General features: G+C 45.3%; 24 protein-coding genes and 2 tRNA genes. 21 read left to right on the top strand and 5 right to left on the bottom strand.

The window, feature by feature from the left end; translation table 11 throughout:
• Positions 1 to 2 precede the first annotated feature (2 nt).
• The 5 genes from AC6CHU_RS05120 to AC6CHU_RS05140 form a co-directional block, all read right to left on the bottom strand.
• Positions 3 to 503 (bottom strand): hypothetical protein, encoded by a 501-nt coding sequence (locus tag AC6CHU_RS05120; protein WP_498120508.1) that lies wholly within the window; start codon positions 501 to 503, stop codon positions 3 to 5.
• A gap of 215 nt (positions 504 to 718) precedes the next feature.
• A complete protein-coding gene (locus tag AC6CHU_RS05125; RefSeq protein WP_498120510.1) occupies positions 719 to 1,024 on the bottom strand; it encodes a hypothetical protein in 306 nt (101 codons plus the stop codon).
• 43 nt (positions 1,025 to 1,067) lie between these two features.
• On the bottom strand, positions 1,068 to 1,238 hold the full coding sequence (locus tag AC6CHU_RS05130) for a hypothetical protein (protein WP_498120512.1): 171 nt from the start codon (positions 1,236 to 1,238) through the stop codon (positions 1,068 to 1,070).
• Between the two features lie 316 nt (positions 1,239 to 1,554).
• The gene (locus tag AC6CHU_RS05135; RefSeq protein ID WP_498120514.1) at positions 1,555 to 1,728 is read right to left on the bottom strand and encodes a hypothetical protein; all 174 of its coding nucleotides are present in this window, start codon (positions 1,726 to 1,728) and stop codon (positions 1,555 to 1,557) included.
• 400 nt (positions 1,729 to 2,128) lie between these two features.
• Complete coding sequence (locus AC6CHU_RS05140) at positions 2,129 to 2,791, bottom strand: hypothetical protein (protein ID WP_498120516.1); 663 nt, start codon at positions 2,789 to 2,791, stop codon at positions 2,129 to 2,131.
• A 235-nt stretch (positions 2,792 to 3,026) separates the two neighbouring features.
• Here AC6CHU_RS05140 and AC6CHU_RS05145 point away from each other — a divergent pair, with 235 nt between their 5' ends.
• The 21 genes from AC6CHU_RS05145 to AC6CHU_RS05245 all read left to right on the top strand — a co-directional run bounded on the left by AC6CHU_RS05145 (position 3,027) and on the right by AC6CHU_RS05245 (position 13,879).
• Entirely contained in the window at positions 3,027 to 3,320 is a 294-nt protein-coding gene (locus AC6CHU_RS05145; RefSeq protein WP_498120518.1) for a hypothetical protein, read from the top strand.
• Between the two features lie 97 nt (positions 3,321 to 3,417).
• A complete protein-coding gene (locus AC6CHU_RS05150) occupies positions 3,418 to 3,600 on the top strand; it encodes a hypothetical protein (protein WP_498120520.1) in 183 nt (60 codons plus the stop codon).
• A gap of 31 nt (positions 3,601 to 3,631) precedes the next feature.
• Positions 3,632 to 3,988, top strand: coding sequence for a hypothetical protein (locus AC6CHU_RS05155; RefSeq protein WP_498120522.1), 357 nt, complete (start codon positions 3,632 to 3,634; stop codon positions 3,986 to 3,988).
• On the top strand, positions 3,985 to 4,332 hold the full coding sequence (locus tag AC6CHU_RS05160) for a hypothetical protein (RefSeq protein ID WP_498120524.1): 348 nt from the start codon (positions 3,985 to 3,987) through the stop codon (positions 4,330 to 4,332). Before AC6CHU_RS05155 ends, AC6CHU_RS05160 begins: the two co-directional genes overlap by 4 nt.
• Before the next feature lie 107 nt (positions 4,333 to 4,439).
• Positions 4,440 to 4,631 (top strand): hypothetical protein, encoded by a 192-nt coding sequence (locus tag AC6CHU_RS05165; protein ID WP_498120526.1) that lies wholly within the window; start codon positions 4,440 to 4,442, stop codon positions 4,629 to 4,631.
• On the top strand, positions 4,607 to 4,774 hold the full coding sequence (locus tag AC6CHU_RS05170; protein WP_498120528.1) for a hypothetical protein: 168 nt from the start codon (positions 4,607 to 4,609) through the stop codon (positions 4,772 to 4,774). Before AC6CHU_RS05165 ends, AC6CHU_RS05170 begins: the two co-directional genes overlap by 25 nt.
• A 4-nt stretch (positions 4,775 to 4,778) precedes the next feature.
• Complete coding sequence (locus AC6CHU_RS05175; RefSeq protein ID WP_498120530.1) at positions 4,779 to 5,219, top strand: hypothetical protein; 441 nt, start codon at positions 4,779 to 4,781, stop codon at positions 5,217 to 5,219.
• A gap of 10 nt (positions 5,220 to 5,229) precedes the next feature.
• Positions 5,230 to 5,880: a hypothetical protein gene (locus AC6CHU_RS05180; RefSeq protein WP_498120532.1), complete on the top strand. Its 651-nt coding sequence runs from the start codon at positions 5,230 to 5,232 to the stop codon at positions 5,878 to 5,880.
• A gap of 155 nt (positions 5,881 to 6,035) precedes the next feature.
• Positions 6,036 to 6,109 (top strand) — tRNA-Trp (locus AC6CHU_RS05185).
• Between the two features lie 33 nt (positions 6,110 to 6,142).
• Positions 6,143 to 6,219 (top strand) — tRNA-Asn (locus AC6CHU_RS05190).
• Between the two features lie 617 nt (positions 6,220 to 6,836).
• Positions 6,837 to 8,006 carry a ParM/StbA family protein gene (locus AC6CHU_RS05195; RefSeq protein WP_498120534.1) on the top strand — a complete coding sequence of 390 codons (1,170 nt, stop codon included), beginning with the start codon at positions 6,837 to 6,839 and terminating at the stop codon, positions 8,004 to 8,006.
• Entirely contained in the window at positions 8,003 to 8,191 is a 189-nt protein-coding gene (locus AC6CHU_RS05200) for a hypothetical protein (RefSeq protein ID WP_498120536.1), read from the top strand. Before AC6CHU_RS05195 ends, AC6CHU_RS05200 begins: the two co-directional genes overlap by 4 nt.
• A gap of 171 nt (positions 8,192 to 8,362) precedes the next feature.
• Positions 8,363 to 9,112 (top strand): hypothetical protein, encoded by a 750-nt coding sequence (locus tag AC6CHU_RS05205; RefSeq protein ID WP_498120538.1) that lies wholly within the window; start codon positions 8,363 to 8,365, stop codon positions 9,110 to 9,112.
• Between the two features lie 11 nt (positions 9,113 to 9,123).
• A complete protein-coding gene (locus tag AC6CHU_RS05210) occupies positions 9,124 to 9,603 on the top strand; it encodes a hypothetical protein (RefSeq protein ID WP_498120540.1) in 480 nt (159 codons plus the stop codon).
• Between the two features lie 15 nt (positions 9,604 to 9,618).
• Complete coding sequence (locus AC6CHU_RS05215) at positions 9,619 to 10,065, top strand: hypothetical protein (RefSeq protein WP_498120542.1); 447 nt, start codon at positions 9,619 to 9,621, stop codon at positions 10,063 to 10,065.
• A gap of 17 nt (positions 10,066 to 10,082) precedes the next feature.
• Complete coding sequence (locus AC6CHU_RS05220; RefSeq protein ID WP_498120544.1) at positions 10,083 to 10,808, top strand: hypothetical protein; 726 nt, start codon at positions 10,083 to 10,085, stop codon at positions 10,806 to 10,808.
• Between the two features lie 11 nt (positions 10,809 to 10,819).
• Positions 10,820 to 11,188, top strand: coding sequence for a hypothetical protein (locus tag AC6CHU_RS05225; RefSeq protein WP_498120546.1), 369 nt, complete (start codon positions 10,820 to 10,822; stop codon positions 11,186 to 11,188).
• A gap of 12 nt (positions 11,189 to 11,200) precedes the next feature.
• Positions 11,201 to 11,632, top strand: coding sequence for a hypothetical protein (locus AC6CHU_RS05230; RefSeq protein WP_498120548.1), 432 nt, complete (start codon positions 11,201 to 11,203; stop codon positions 11,630 to 11,632).
• A gap of 8 nt (positions 11,633 to 11,640) precedes the next feature.
• The gene (locus AC6CHU_RS05235; protein ID WP_498120550.1) at positions 11,641 to 11,877 is read left to right on the top strand and encodes a hypothetical protein; all 237 of its coding nucleotides are present in this window, start codon (positions 11,641 to 11,643) and stop codon (positions 11,875 to 11,877) included.
• 17 nt (positions 11,878 to 11,894) lie between these two features.
• On the top strand, positions 11,895 to 12,104 hold the full coding sequence (locus AC6CHU_RS05240; protein WP_498120552.1) for a hypothetical protein: 210 nt from the start codon (positions 11,895 to 11,897) through the stop codon (positions 12,102 to 12,104).
• Between the two features lie 11 nt (positions 12,105 to 12,115).
• On the top strand, positions 12,116 to 13,879 hold the full coding sequence (locus AC6CHU_RS05245; RefSeq protein WP_498120554.1) for a terminase large subunit domain-containing protein: 1,764 nt from the start codon (positions 12,116 to 12,118) through the stop codon (positions 13,877 to 13,879).
• The last annotated feature ends 167 nt before the right edge of the window (positions 13,880 to 14,046 follow it).

Raw genomic sequence — 14,046 nt, forward strand, 5'->3', positions numbered from 1 at the left:
TACTATTGAAGTGCAGAGATACGACGAGACAACTCTTTCTTGTTAACACCTTTCACTTGCATAAGGTGAGAAAGAGCATCGACCATGACAGCAGAGCCTACCTTATCAGCAGCATAGCGATCAGCTTCCAGTTCAATATCCTGGACACGACCGGTGGCGGAGATAAGGGAACGTTTGATAGAGTTCATGTGATTCATAGAATCCAAATGACCAAGAACCACATGACCTTCTTCATGAGCAAGGATCGCTTGCTGAACATGATCAGGGAATGATAAGAAGTGCTCATCAATCACTATCTTCTTACTGCCATCAGTGAAGACCATAGCTGCAGCAATCTTTACGCCCATACTCTTCATGACACCAGTGTCACGCATTACAGGATATCCGTGAAGAACTTCCATCTCTTGCTTAGATAAACGACGATTACTCACTACAACCTGAACTGTCTTAACAGCCACCAATGCGCCATACGTTAGCAAACCAAATTTAACAAACTTATTCATGATATATTCCTCCAATGTAATTAAAATAAGACCTCACACTAAGTGGGCCGGCCAAAAGAAAAAGAAACCTACAGAAACGGTTACTATATAAATGAATAGAAAGAGAGACTACTTCTTAATACAGATAGCATATAGACGAAGCATTAGATAATAGAGAACCATAAGCAATAACTTACCTACTTCCTCTGCTATCTGAACATGACCCCTTAACACCTTCATCTAAGAACACCTCCATTACGCATATATAACAAACAGTAATTAATCACTTGTGCTGCCATATACAGAAAGCCATCATAGATCCCTATAGAAGAAGAGACTAACTCCTCATACTTCTTCATGATAGGCTTCAACTGAGACTGTACATGTTCATCACATTCTTGAACTACCTTAAACAGTAGAGAGAAAGCTTCATCCAAAACAGTCTCCTTTCTTGAACTAAGATACTCACCGATATTCCCAACAACACATTCAAGAGCGGCATCTACACCAACAGCACGCTTACGTTTAAAGATTCCTAACATCATAATCATCCTTTCGTTTTTTAATTAACACCTTATCTACTAATCACCCTAAGAAGAAAGGGACAAAATACAAGACAGCGGCTCCCAATACAGTAAGGGATCCTATCTTAGCCAGGAACACTAGATCTTCAACAGACTCCACATCAAGAGCCTTCCATAGTGTAGTGAATACCGTCTTACGAATTCCTTTTTCGATAGCGAATAACTTTGTCATGATTAAATTCCTCCAATAGTTTAGTGTATTTGCATATTCGACAGGCTCACACACGCACCCTTACACCTGGGGAAAACCCCAAATTGATACCACTGATTATGTGGAAATGTACGTGCCGGTGCCCCCTCTGGCTGTCCTGTGGCACGCACAGCAACCTTTGCAAGATTACCAAGGGTTTTACTGTACGAGACAGGAGCGGTCCAGAGAGGGGTGACGGTGAGCGTCAGGAGATGCCCTCCACAAGAAGGGGCCATATATAGGTGGGTGTATAGATGACCTCCTCTGGTGAAGGGCCCTCATAGAGAGCCTCTGAGTATTAGTGATTAGCACTATAGACTAGTAGTGTATTGATGCCTCCCATGATAAGGGAGACGATAGCGTATTTCTGATTACCTTCGCTGTCATACCCGGCAGGCATGCTGTAGATGTGTCCTTTCTGCGGGCAGTGGCCTAAGTATTCACCTGTAGATTTCACGATTTCGATTGTCATTTTCTATTCCTCCTAGTGGATTATTCGTGTTTATAGTAAGTTGACTCTATATGGACCCCTATCGGGGAAGACGCTGCCACTGTCACAAGCGAACAATGGAGCGGGTGAGTCTATTAATGTACGGATATAGACATCCTTCCTTTCAACGTCCTCCTGATACGTGGGTTGTCCACTAACCCCATCCAGGGCAGTATCAGTAGCGTGTAAAGATGAGCGGGTGTAAGAGATCCCTCCGTGCCACACCCACTACGGGACACGGAATCGTGCAAGGTTGTCATATCACCCCCTGATGCATACTGCCATCAGCATAGGGGTCTATATAAGGGAGTCCTATACACCTGCCGTTATCACAGGGGTGCTATATAGAAGCCCTTATATACAAAGCCCTCACCGGAGCGGGTTAGGCTACGATGATAGCGTAAGGAAGGATAGCACCGTATACAGTGGCATACAGTCCTACATAGGCTGCCACGAATAGGACAGCAGGCATAACCGCTACAGTAGCTACCGCTACACCCATGTCAGATAACATGGCTTTATAAGAAAGGGATTGCTCCTTCTTCTTCGTCATCGCATGAGCGGCTGCTATGATAAGGGCTGCTACCGCAGCACCCACTGCTAACGCAGTACCACATGATGCCGTGAATAGACCACCCACTACAGCAGATGTGGATCCTACAGCAATGGCTGCCTTCTGATGAGCAAGGGATGACACCTGACGCTTCATCCACTTGTATAGCTTGCTTTCCTTAACAGATGTAACAGTTGCCTTGATCGTTGATAATAGACCTTTCTTTTCCATAGTAGATTCCTCCTTAGTAATGTTAGATGTAATAGCTGCTACCGCAGCGCCTGCAGATGCAAGGGTGTTGTTAACAGTGGACTTGATAGTGCCCCATGCTGTGTTAGTACGGCTATCGCCCTGTTCCGTGATAGGGGTCGCTTTCTTATGCTGCGTGCACAACTTCTCACCTGCAGATGTTCCTACTGCACAACGGTGTACTGTTCCTTTCTTGTACTCACAGCGTGTTTGTCCTTCGAATGCTGGCTTGAACTTTGTCATGATCGTTCTCCTTTCATGCCGTGGCCTCCCAATTGGTGAGGGCTTACTGCGGCTACCGCCACTCGAGCGCCATACCCTGCTCGAGGGGGTGGGGCACCGAACGCCGTATAGGGCATCCAATACAATACCACGTACCCCTCGCAAAATTTTTTTATAAAAATTCGCCTATATAGGAAAAACTTAGGGAAAGTGCGGGCATGCTGAGAATAAGTAAAAAAAGAAAGAGGAGATGTACATGGAGAACAGGAAGCTCAGTGAAATTCCAATACCTGAAAGATTGAAAGGGAAATTGAAAGTGGAATATAGGGAGAGGGATCCCGAGTTTCATTACAACTTCTGGATGAAATTAGTCAGGGAACTGGAGCACGAAAGAAACTTCGTTAACACGTGGGTTCCTGAGGAGAAACTCCCAGATGAGATCTCTATGGTCCTGATTAGATCGATGGATTACTATAGAGAGAAAATTGAGCTGTACAAGAGGTATGCCCTTGAAAAAGGGGAAAAAAGAAAAGATGGAGAGCACTCGTGAAAGGGTGCTTTTTTATTTTTGTGCAAAATCTCTTCAATAAGTAATTTCCCCATGTTATACTATATCATGAAAGGCATTACAAAAAGGAGTGAGAGTTGTGGAAAACAAGTTTGCTGAAAAGATGCTGAAGATGGTCACGGATGATTTGGATGCAGTCCATGCAGAGATGAAGGAGCTGGACCGCTTGTACATCAACAAACAGAAACAGGTACGGCAACTCCAAAAGGCGAGAGCTGAACTAGAAGTGATGATGTCAACAGGGGAGACTCTCACAGTCTAGTATTTAGAAATGAATAGGGAGAGATGAGAAGATGAGCAAGCTAAACATAGAAAGAGTGATCAGAGCATTTAGTGCTATGCACATTTGTGGAATAAAACCGGATTCAAAAGATGTTCCGATGATTCATATACTCGAAGGCATTACAGACACACATCGACTGATATCAGAGAAAAACGATAATGTGAAAGCACTGGAAAAGAAATTGAGAGAAAAAGAGGAAGAAGCCGCTCGGTTAGCAGAAACCATGACAGGTTTCGAAGAAGTTCTGAATAAAGTCTACTCAGAGCAGGTAATCGAGGAATTCCTTACACGTATTGAAAAAGAAGAAGAGAGGCTGGACCGTCAATTTCAAGAAGATAGAAATAGAAGAAAAGAGACAGGAATATGACGGCGAACAAGCCATTCCCTTCTTATCCAAAGGCGCTAGACATTTGGGGGATCATCAAAGAGGTAGTCGGCTATGATGACAGTGACAATTGCATTTCAGATGTTAGTCTGTATTTAGAAATGGACATGACCGGATCATTCGTCATCGTGCATGGAGATGGCCGTAGACATCCCAAGGTTGATGGAATCAAACTGACTATTGAAGAAACGATAGAAATGTATAGAAAGATCGATGACCTGGTGGAGATTCCAAAAGCATTGTTGGCCTTACATGCGTGGATCAATCCTAACACAATGGTGGAATTCGATATCAAGATGGTCCCGATACTTAAGGAACAACCTTAGTAGAACATAGGGAGATACCTTACGAAAAAAATCTGGCGAGCGGGCTTCGCCTAATTGTTAGTGGACGCTTTGCCGCCGGCGGGCGTTTTTCTTGAAAGGAGAAAGAGATGAATGATTTAGAGAGACGGGTGCGCAGCATGGGAAGGAAACACTTCATGAAGTTTCGGAATACCAGTGCTGGCGTGACCGCTTACTTATTTGATGGTGTGACCAAGATCATCTTTGAGAACTGGCAGGAAGCAGAGAAGCATCTGCTTGAAAAGGAGGATGGAAAATGGAAAAGCCACCAGCAGGCGTAACACCGAAGTTTATAGTCCAGGAGGATCGTCTTGATAATCTGGATGCTGCCATCAGGAGATACCTGGAAGCACGCTGTGTAATCCCAGAGGAATGGGTCGAGGAAAGAAATGAGATCATTGAGGATTTAAGAAAGAGGACGTAACCCCATGGAACTGATTGATTATTATTTAGACCAAGTAGTGAAGGTGCATGGCGTGTACGTTCTTCAAGTAGATGAAGATATCACTGATGAAGAGAAGCACATGATCTGGGAACATTGGCAAGCGAGCAACATGCAGCAGCGATTGTTCATCATGCCTACCTCCTTCAGCTTTTCATTCATTGAACGCTATAGTCTTTACATTGCTTTGATGCTAGTAAGAGCAGGCAAGAGGATCTCAAGAGACAAATGGATCGGGGAAGCTTATCCAGAGGAGAAGCATAACCCATTTGTTACGGATACCATCACAAGAAAGTCCAAGGCGTCCTATCTGTATCTTAGCGAAGAAGGAGTCATGAGAAGGATGCCAGACCAGCACTCAGAGGCATTGTTTCATATGACGTTAGAGGATATGGAAGCAGAAGATTACGTCATGCTTCCGGATTAAGGAGAGAATCATGGAATTAGTAGCAGAGTATAGGCAGATAGATGAGCCGAGACGAGTGGAGCCGCTTCCTTATGAAACGGAGTGGGCAAGCTTTCATGAATCAAGAGAACGCACCATTAGCGTGTTTGCTGGCAGGGGAACAGGAAAAACGTATAACCTGGCGTTGAGAGCCGCACGATCAGAGCACGATTGCATTATCTTTGTGCAGCATAGTCATTCTATTAGAATGATGCTGGATTTGGTTGTAGAGCTGAGCCTTGAAGTAGTGGACGTTTCTACATCAAGACAAATGGCAAGAATTCAATACCCCAACGGAAGAAGAGTCTCAGTCGAAGCATTATCTCAGTTTACAAGCATTAGAGGCCGGAGGTTAAACGGGGAGTTAATGTTTGATGAATTTGATCATGTTCAATTTGAGTTCTTCATGACGAATGATCATGTTATTCCTTTTCTTCAGAGTGTTCGCCATATTGTATGCGTGGGGTCTCTTAAAGGATTTGAAGATTCACCAGGAAAGAGATGGTTCAAAGGCTCGGACACCAGGATCTTTGTAGATGCCAAGTCACAGCCGCCAACTCGAGGGCACATGAGATATGAGTACTTCCCGAGTGAGAAACGACTGGCACTTGAGAACCTGCCGCCGTTTAGTTACGAAATTTAAAGATAGTTCAAGAAATTTAAAGAAAACTATTGTAATGCATTTCATAATGTATTATATTATTAGTGGGTGGTTTATTTTTCCGATTTACAGTGTACATTCTTCCGAAATGTGCATCTCCTCGAAGCATTGATTGGTGCAGAAATGCACCCCTTTATATGGGCTTAGTTTAACGGTAGAACAGCGGTATCCAAAACCGCCAGTGTTGGTTCAACTCCAGCAGCCTGTGCCAATTTAGACGAGTTGAGATTAGTTTAGCCGAGATTGACCAGTAGCTCAGTCGGTAGAAGCATCGCACTGTTAATGCGAGGGTCGCAGGTTCGAGCCCTGCCTGGTCAGCCATATGTTCTTCTAGTGAATTGGTGTTACGCTCTGGATCGTCGTATGATGTCGCCAGAGAGGGGAGGTTCGATTCCTCAAGAGAACTTCTATTATGGGTTTGGTAAGCCCACCAACTGCCATGGTCAAAATGGCAGCTCCTTTCAGCAGAGGGGTTTGATCCTGTAATAAGGTTTTTCCCTCTGCAACCTTTGGTCCGAATAGCATATGGAGTTAATGCACATGCCTACCATGGAATGAGGTGCGAATCCTCATCGGACGAACTCGACGCTTATACTTAAACCCATTTATTTGTACGACACCTCCAACAAGGCAGGCACTCCCTGCCCTAAAGAACATGAGAGGGTTTTCACATCTCCTTACCTCTTGTGTTTTTTAGGGTGTGGGGTACACACTCAATCCCAATGATCAATACTTTCGCCAATTGAATGGGGGAAAGGCATCTTGCTCAGGCACAGCAAGGTGTCTTTTTTTATGGGAAAAATACTAGTTTTGTCGAATACTAGATTTCCTAATGTTTTTCATTGCAATGACTCTATCAATGTAGTAATATTATCCTTAGTTAGACAAACTATCCAAATGTATACATATGAGACATTTAAATTGGAGGAGAGTAAAAAATGGCGAAAGCAAAAACAGCAAAAGCAACCACGGTTTCAATGCCCCACTTAGTAGCAGTCGATATCGGGTTCGGACAATTAAAGTGGATGTCCAACAGCTTCCCTCAGGCGCAGGTAATTCCAAGTGCGGCCTTGGCAGGAGCAAAGGTGCCTACTAATAAGCTATTTGACTTTAACACTATCTCTCATGACAATCTAGTCGTCAGCACAGAGGAAGGAACATACTTCGTCGGAAAGAAAGCGTTGGATGTCCCAAGCAGCGGCAGCAAGAGAACACAAATACGGGATCGTGCCAGTGATCCAATCAGCCGGGTTCTATTCCATACAGGGATTGCTCTGGGTGTGCCTCATGAAAGCGGAGAGTATGATGTGGTGATCGTGACTGGACTTCCGAACGATGATTATGAGTTATCCATCCGAGACCATTTGGAATCATTTCTGAATAGATCATTCACCGTTTCATTTCACTTAAGCAGTGAAAGACAGATCACCAAGAAGATTAACGTGGTAGGAGTAGAGGTCATCCGTCAGCCGGAAGGCGCCGTTACTCATAATCAGTTTATCTTTGATCCGACAGACTTCTTAAAAGGATCAGTCAATGCCCGAAATATCCTGGGTGTCATCGACATTGGCCATTTCACTAGTGACTTCGCCTTGTTCCAGGAAGGGGTTATTGTAGAAGATTCCATGCTGAGTGGATCTGCAGTGGCCGTGACAGAAGTGTACAAGCGTTTAAAGAGAAAGCTCGTTGTTCACTTTGATGAGTTCGGCTATTCCTTCGAAGCGACAGACAAAGACCTGGACACGATCATTCGCACAGGGAAAGTCTTCTATGCCGGCAAGGACCATGATGTCTCCAAGCAAGTAGAGGAAGCATCCAGGGAAGTAGCCAAGACCGTCGCTAAAGCAGTCTTGGATGCATGGGGCAATGAAACCAACAGATTGGAAGCGATCATCCTGACAGGTGGCGGTGCCTATGTGTTTGCCGAATACCTAAAGGAAGAATTCGATGCCCGGAAGAAACAGGGATTCAACGTGATTGAAAACCCAGAGTTCAGCAATGTATTAGGCTTCTACATGTACGGATGCATTACACTGGTGGATAAGTTCCAGCCGGAAGAGATTCTTGCTACGTATGTGAATCATGTGTTTTTAGGTGATGGAAAATGACAATCGAAAAGATCCAAGCACGAATACGGGATGATGATGAAATCCTGAGAGAACACTTCTCGAGCATCAAAAAAAGTGATCATCCTTATGAAGTGAGAAGGCTTTTAGAGAAAGCGATACTTATTGAGCGAAAAGAGAAGGAAATACTCGAGGAAGTTCAAAAACAATCAGGGCAGGACTCTTAACAGGGTCCTGTCTTTTTTTATGCCTTCTGGCCGAGTTACAGTAATTTCCTGATACCTAGTAAAATAGAAGAAGGGAGATACCGCACCACCTCATCTAGCACCGACTGGTTTCTGGGGGATTGAGTTGGGTATCTCCCTATTTGTGTAGGAACGAAAGGGGAAAGAAAAAAGATGAGTACAGGACCAAAAACAGAAGCAGGATTGCAAGCTGTTTCTGTCAATGCGCAAGAACTTGATCACACTGCATGGACACAGAATCCGGCCGCTGTCCAGGCAATTGAGGTCGCTAAACGTCTACGGAATACCAAGCACGGCATGTATGCATCCGTTCCCATCATCTGCAAGGCAGAGGGATGCCCGTATGCAGACTCATGTGAACTTCAGCAAATGCAAATGGCACCTTACGGAGAAAAATGCCCAATGGAGATTGCAGCCATTGAAGATCTATTCAAAAGATACTGCAATGACATGAACATCAATCCAGAGGACCCACTGCAGCAAGTGGATGCCATCATGGTAAAGGAAGTCGTGGATATTGATATTTCCATGCTCCGATGCGATAAGAAGATGGCCATCAGTGCGGACTTTATCATCGACCAGGTAGTGAGTGTGGATGAAGAGGGGAATGCCATCAGCAGGCAGGAACTCCACCCGCTCACTGAATATAAAGAGAAGCTGCGTGCCCAGAAGTTCAAGACACTGAATCTCTTAAACTCGACACGTAAGGATAAAGAGGGATCCAAAACGACGGTTGTCTTCGATCCATCCGAACGAGCTGCTCAAATGCTTAAGATGCAGAAGGATATGATGAAGATCGAAGCAGATGAGGATGAGGCAGAGAAGGCCTATTACGAAAAGATGCAGCGCTTGAAGAACGGGTCAAACGACATCATTGATGTTGAACCGATTATGGAAGAGTAGGACGTGATCATGTGGTAGGACGATTCTTAGTTCCAGCTGCGATGAGGACTGGCTATAAGGCCGAACGTGCTTCCTTTTCACAGATGGGAGAACAGGTCAAAAAAGACAGGGACAACCTTAAAGGATGGGTAAAAGATAACTACGATCCAAGGCAGCCCTTATTTAAGAAAGACACAGAAGAAGGAAGAACCATCAATAATCTATATACAGGCTATAAGCTGGGCGGAAAAGGAAATCTGCTCGTGACTGGAAGTTTGCTAGGAGGGGGAACCATTTATGTAGCGAACCCCAATAACGTGAATCGAACAGTCCTGAACGGGCAGAATGCAAAGTTCCAGAGTGAGGAACAGGATATTGAATCCATGCAGTCCACTCGTGCAGATGGACAAGGGTATAAGGCAGCTATCGGTGCAGCTGCGTTAGAGAACCTTTCAGCATCAGGAGACCTGGTGTTTGCGATGCATAAGACCCGTCACAGCGGCCAGTTTTAATAAGGGGGAGCTGACATGGCCGGGACAGGAATAGAGCCAGTAAATGCACAAGGGAGAAGCGACAAGCTTCAGAAACAAAGCAAGACAGCCAAATACACTGGCAGAGCACTCAATTACGGATTCATTGGTGTGGATACGTATATGAGAGTGAAGGATGGAGAAGCCCTGCCCGTGGCAGCAGGAAAAGCGGTTCTAACAAACGCCGCCTTCTCGATGCTCCCGGGAGGCATCATTGGAGGGATGGCGGTTATGGGAGCCATGGCCGCTCCGGAAATCATGAACACCTTGAACCAGGCAGCAGGCAATCTAAATGCCAAGAAGCAGCAGTTCGGAGGAAACTTCCAGGAGTCGGAATCCCAGATGATGCTCATGCAACAGGGGATTGGGAAGATGCAGAATGCCAGGATGCAGGCCACTCGTTCCATGGCCAACCATGCCAGAGGAGCCCAGAAAGTCTATTAATAAAGGGGTGAGTACGTATGGCAGTCGCCGCTAACGAGCCCTATCGTAGAGTCTCTCAAGATAACGGAGTCTTTGATGGCGCTTTAATAGGTGCAGCCGTTGGAGCCGGAGGAGCAGGTGCTGGAATCTTCGGTGCCCGGTTAAGCTACAATGCGATTGATAGTAAAGCAGAATCGAAGACAACGGTGCTGGATGCCAAGATCGACAGAGCTACAAGTTCAAAAGAGAAACTATCTCAAAAAGGCGGTCGTGTATCTCCTGTTGATTCAGTCAAGCAATTTGCCGGTCAGAAGCAAATCAATGACATCAACGCTATTAGGCAATCAAAGTTAAGTCATCTTGATGAGAAAAACAATATGGCACGAAGCTATATCAACAACATTGAAGATGCTCATATCAGAAATCAGGCAGACACAGCCAGAAGAAGCTCTTTCGCCTCTGCCAGTGCTGATGTAAACGCACAATTTGACCAAAAGGTTAATGGCAGCAAAGGAAAGGCTTGGGTGGATGATGTGGAGGAAAAGCGTCAAAGAAACTTAAGCAAAAACATGAAGAAGAAACAAGATCGTTTGGATTCATTGCAAAGTGAACGAAATTCCTGGTCCGGTGAAGGCTTGCAAAAAAGAAAGAGCGCCCATGCATACAGCAAGATGGGTGGAGGCTGGAGAAAAGCCGGGATCATCGGAGCTACTGCCGTTGTTGGCGGAGGCGTCGGCATGATCGCAGATGGAATCCATAAATAGGAGGAATAAACATGTTAGCAAGTAATCAGCCATATCAGCGTGTAGATGATGGAGTTGGTGCAGGTTTTGTTGGTGGCGCCCTTGCTGGCGGAGCAGCTGCAGGAGCTGCACATAAGTGGGGAGCAAAGGGGCTAAGTGCTCTCAGTAATGTAAATAACAATACCGCACTTACAAGATCAATGGGCACCGATGGTGAATATGGTTCTAAATATAACAAGATAGCCCGTCAACACGAAGCGGCTGGCAATGGAATTCAAAAGGCGTCTTCTCTTCACAAAAAAGGATTCGCTGGTGGATGGAAAGGGAAAGCCGCTGCATACGGAGGTTCCGTTCTTGCAGGTGGATTGCTGGGTGCTGGGTTAGACGCCGCAAATGACTAAGGAGGGATTCTTATGGCAGTAGATAGCAATATGCCTTATAACCGTGTCAATGTCCAGGCGAATAATAATGACACAGTATGGAATGGGGCTGCCTGGGGTGCAGCTGCTGGTTTAGGAACTGCAGGTTTGGCATACGGGGCCACTATGCACGGTGCTCGGCACTTATCGGCACTTAATTACAAGGTAGCCGGAAATAAGACAGTTCGAGAGCAAATGAGAGCAGACAAACTCCAAACAAAAGGAAAACCATTCATGGGGTCTGCAGCTTTAGAGGGCATGCAAGAATACCGACTTGATAAGGCAGATGCCTTCAGTGGAAAAATGGGAAAGATTCAACAGTTTGGTGGATCTATGTTTGGAAGTAAAAAGAAAATGGCTGCATCAGCTGCAGTAGGCTTAATGGGCGGAATGCTTGCTGGTGCTGGCGTTGACCATGCGAAGTAGGTGGTTAAATGTTTTTGCAATCAAATAAAGCATTCACAAGAGTGATGAAGCACGCCCGGGATACAAACAGACGTGTGCCGGTGAAGCATTTATACAACAATGACATTAGGCCGCCTATCAGAGAATTAGAAGATGCAGGACTATTAAATGTCCATTTCGATAAACAAAACGGCTATTCTATTAATCTTTCAAAGCAGGGTTACAAAGAGGCCATTAGTATATTAGGATCGGCTTTCTCTGCTTAAGAAAGGAGAGTATTTATATGTTTGGTGGATTATTTAGAGGACTTCGCTCTAACAAGGCCATCAGCTCCGCACACCCTCCTTCCCTTCAAGTTCAAGAACAAATGAAGGCATTGCAGAGAATTCAGAAGCTGAATCAGCAGAATGCAAGAAAGATAGACAGCATGCCTGATTTTGACGCACGGAATCGAGAAATGTTAAGGAGACAGCAAGAAATGATGAGAAGATAAGCAGGTGAACTATGAGTACAAGCACATTAACAACACAGGAAATGGATACCATGGAGATGGAGCTCCGGGCTGACCCGATTAAGTGGGCATACTGGAAGCTCAAGGATCCAAAGGGGAATGCCTGGAAAGCCAGGTGGTATCAGAAGAAAATGATTCATGGCATTATGAACGGGGATCGAAGGATCGCAGCCCGTATGGGACGACGTGTAGGGAAAACAGAGACCATGGTTGTCTTCTGTTTATGGTATGCCTTTCATCATAAGAATTCCCGTCTCTTGATTGCAACACCATATGAACACCAGGTGCGTTTGATCTTCATGCGACTGGCTGAATTAGTGCGTGACTGTGATGAATTAAGAGAATCTGTGACCATGACGAAGAACCCATTCATCGCATCTTTCGGTAACGGATCTAAGATCATGGGATTCACAGCCGGCGCCAATGCAGGTTCCCAGGCGGGTGCCTCTGTCCGTGGTCAGCGTGCCGACTGGTTGTTTTTGGACGAAGTAGATTACATGAGCCGTGATGGTATTGATGCTGTTACAGCCATCGCCATGGAAGATCCGAACCGTATCGGGATATGGGTTAGTTCCACTCCGACCGGTAAACGAGATTTCTTCTACGATATCTGCACCAATTCCAATACAGGTTACAAAGCATATCATTTTCCTTCACACGTAAACCCGGACTTCGACGAGAAGTTAGAGGGTGAAATGAGAGCCACCATGACTGTTCAAGGTTACATTCATGAAGTAGAAGCAGAGTTCGGAGAAGAAACCATCGGGGTTTTCAGCAAAACGGCGGTAGAGCGAGCAAAAAGCCAATATCTTTATGCATATCGTGAACTAAACCTCTGGGAGAGGGAACAGTACAAGAAACAGGGCTACAACCTGGATGACATTATTAACTATCCAGAGTATACTGTAAGAAATCCTGCACCAGAAGCTCATCGCATTGTGGGAGTGGACTGGGATAAATACGCCGAGGCCACCCAGATCATTGTGACTGAGTTTGATGATATCCTCAAGAAGTTCCGTGTCGCCAAGCGATATGAGATTCCAAGGGGAGAGTTCACCTATGACTTTGCTGTGCAGAAATTAATTGAGATTAATAGCATCTGGAACCCGAAGTTCTTCTATATTGATGCCGGTCATGGTGAGTATCAGATCGAGATGCTCCGCAAACACGGCTTGGAGAATCCGGAAACAGGCATGCTGAATAAGGTCAAGAGGGTTCACTTCTCTGAGAAATTAGAGATTCGTGATCCAGGAACTCGTGAAGTGGACAAGAAGGACGTTAAGAACTTCATGATCAACCAGACGAGCATTCTTCTTGATCGTGATCAATTGGTCCTTTCTCCATTCGATGACATGGTGTGGAAGCAGATGATGGATTACCAGGTTGTGAGGATTTCACAAAACGGTAAACCGATCTACACATCAGAGAATGAGCACGCTTTGGATGCATTTATGCTTACGATTATGGGATTCACTATCGAATTCCCGAACATAACCAAGATTCTTGAAGAAATCCGGGTGGCCCGCAAAGTCGTGACCATTCAGAATCGAGTTCAAGAATCACTTCAAGAGAAGGTCTTTGGAGGACATCGAGATGTTTACAAACCTCTAAAGGACAAACCGGAGAAAGAGGCGAAGGATAATCCACACTGGCACTGGAACAAGGTGTCAGTCGGTTATAGCAAGAAGCAAGCTGCTGCCAGCCCTTGGGGCCGAGGCGGCGGAAAAGGAACCGGGTTCAGCAGGGGTAAGTTTTAATCTTCTGGAATGCCTGAAATAATGCGTTGTCCCTAGCGGAACTCCATTGGGAGATCGGCAATGGTGGAAAGGCACAAATACCCCCTGTATCCTTTTTTCTTTGGCTTGGCTCATCTTTCATCTCTTTCCCTTGCCCTCACGGACTTGTCCGTGGGGGTTACATACTG

Source organism: Cytobacillus sp. GQ23, assembly GCF_059758675.1.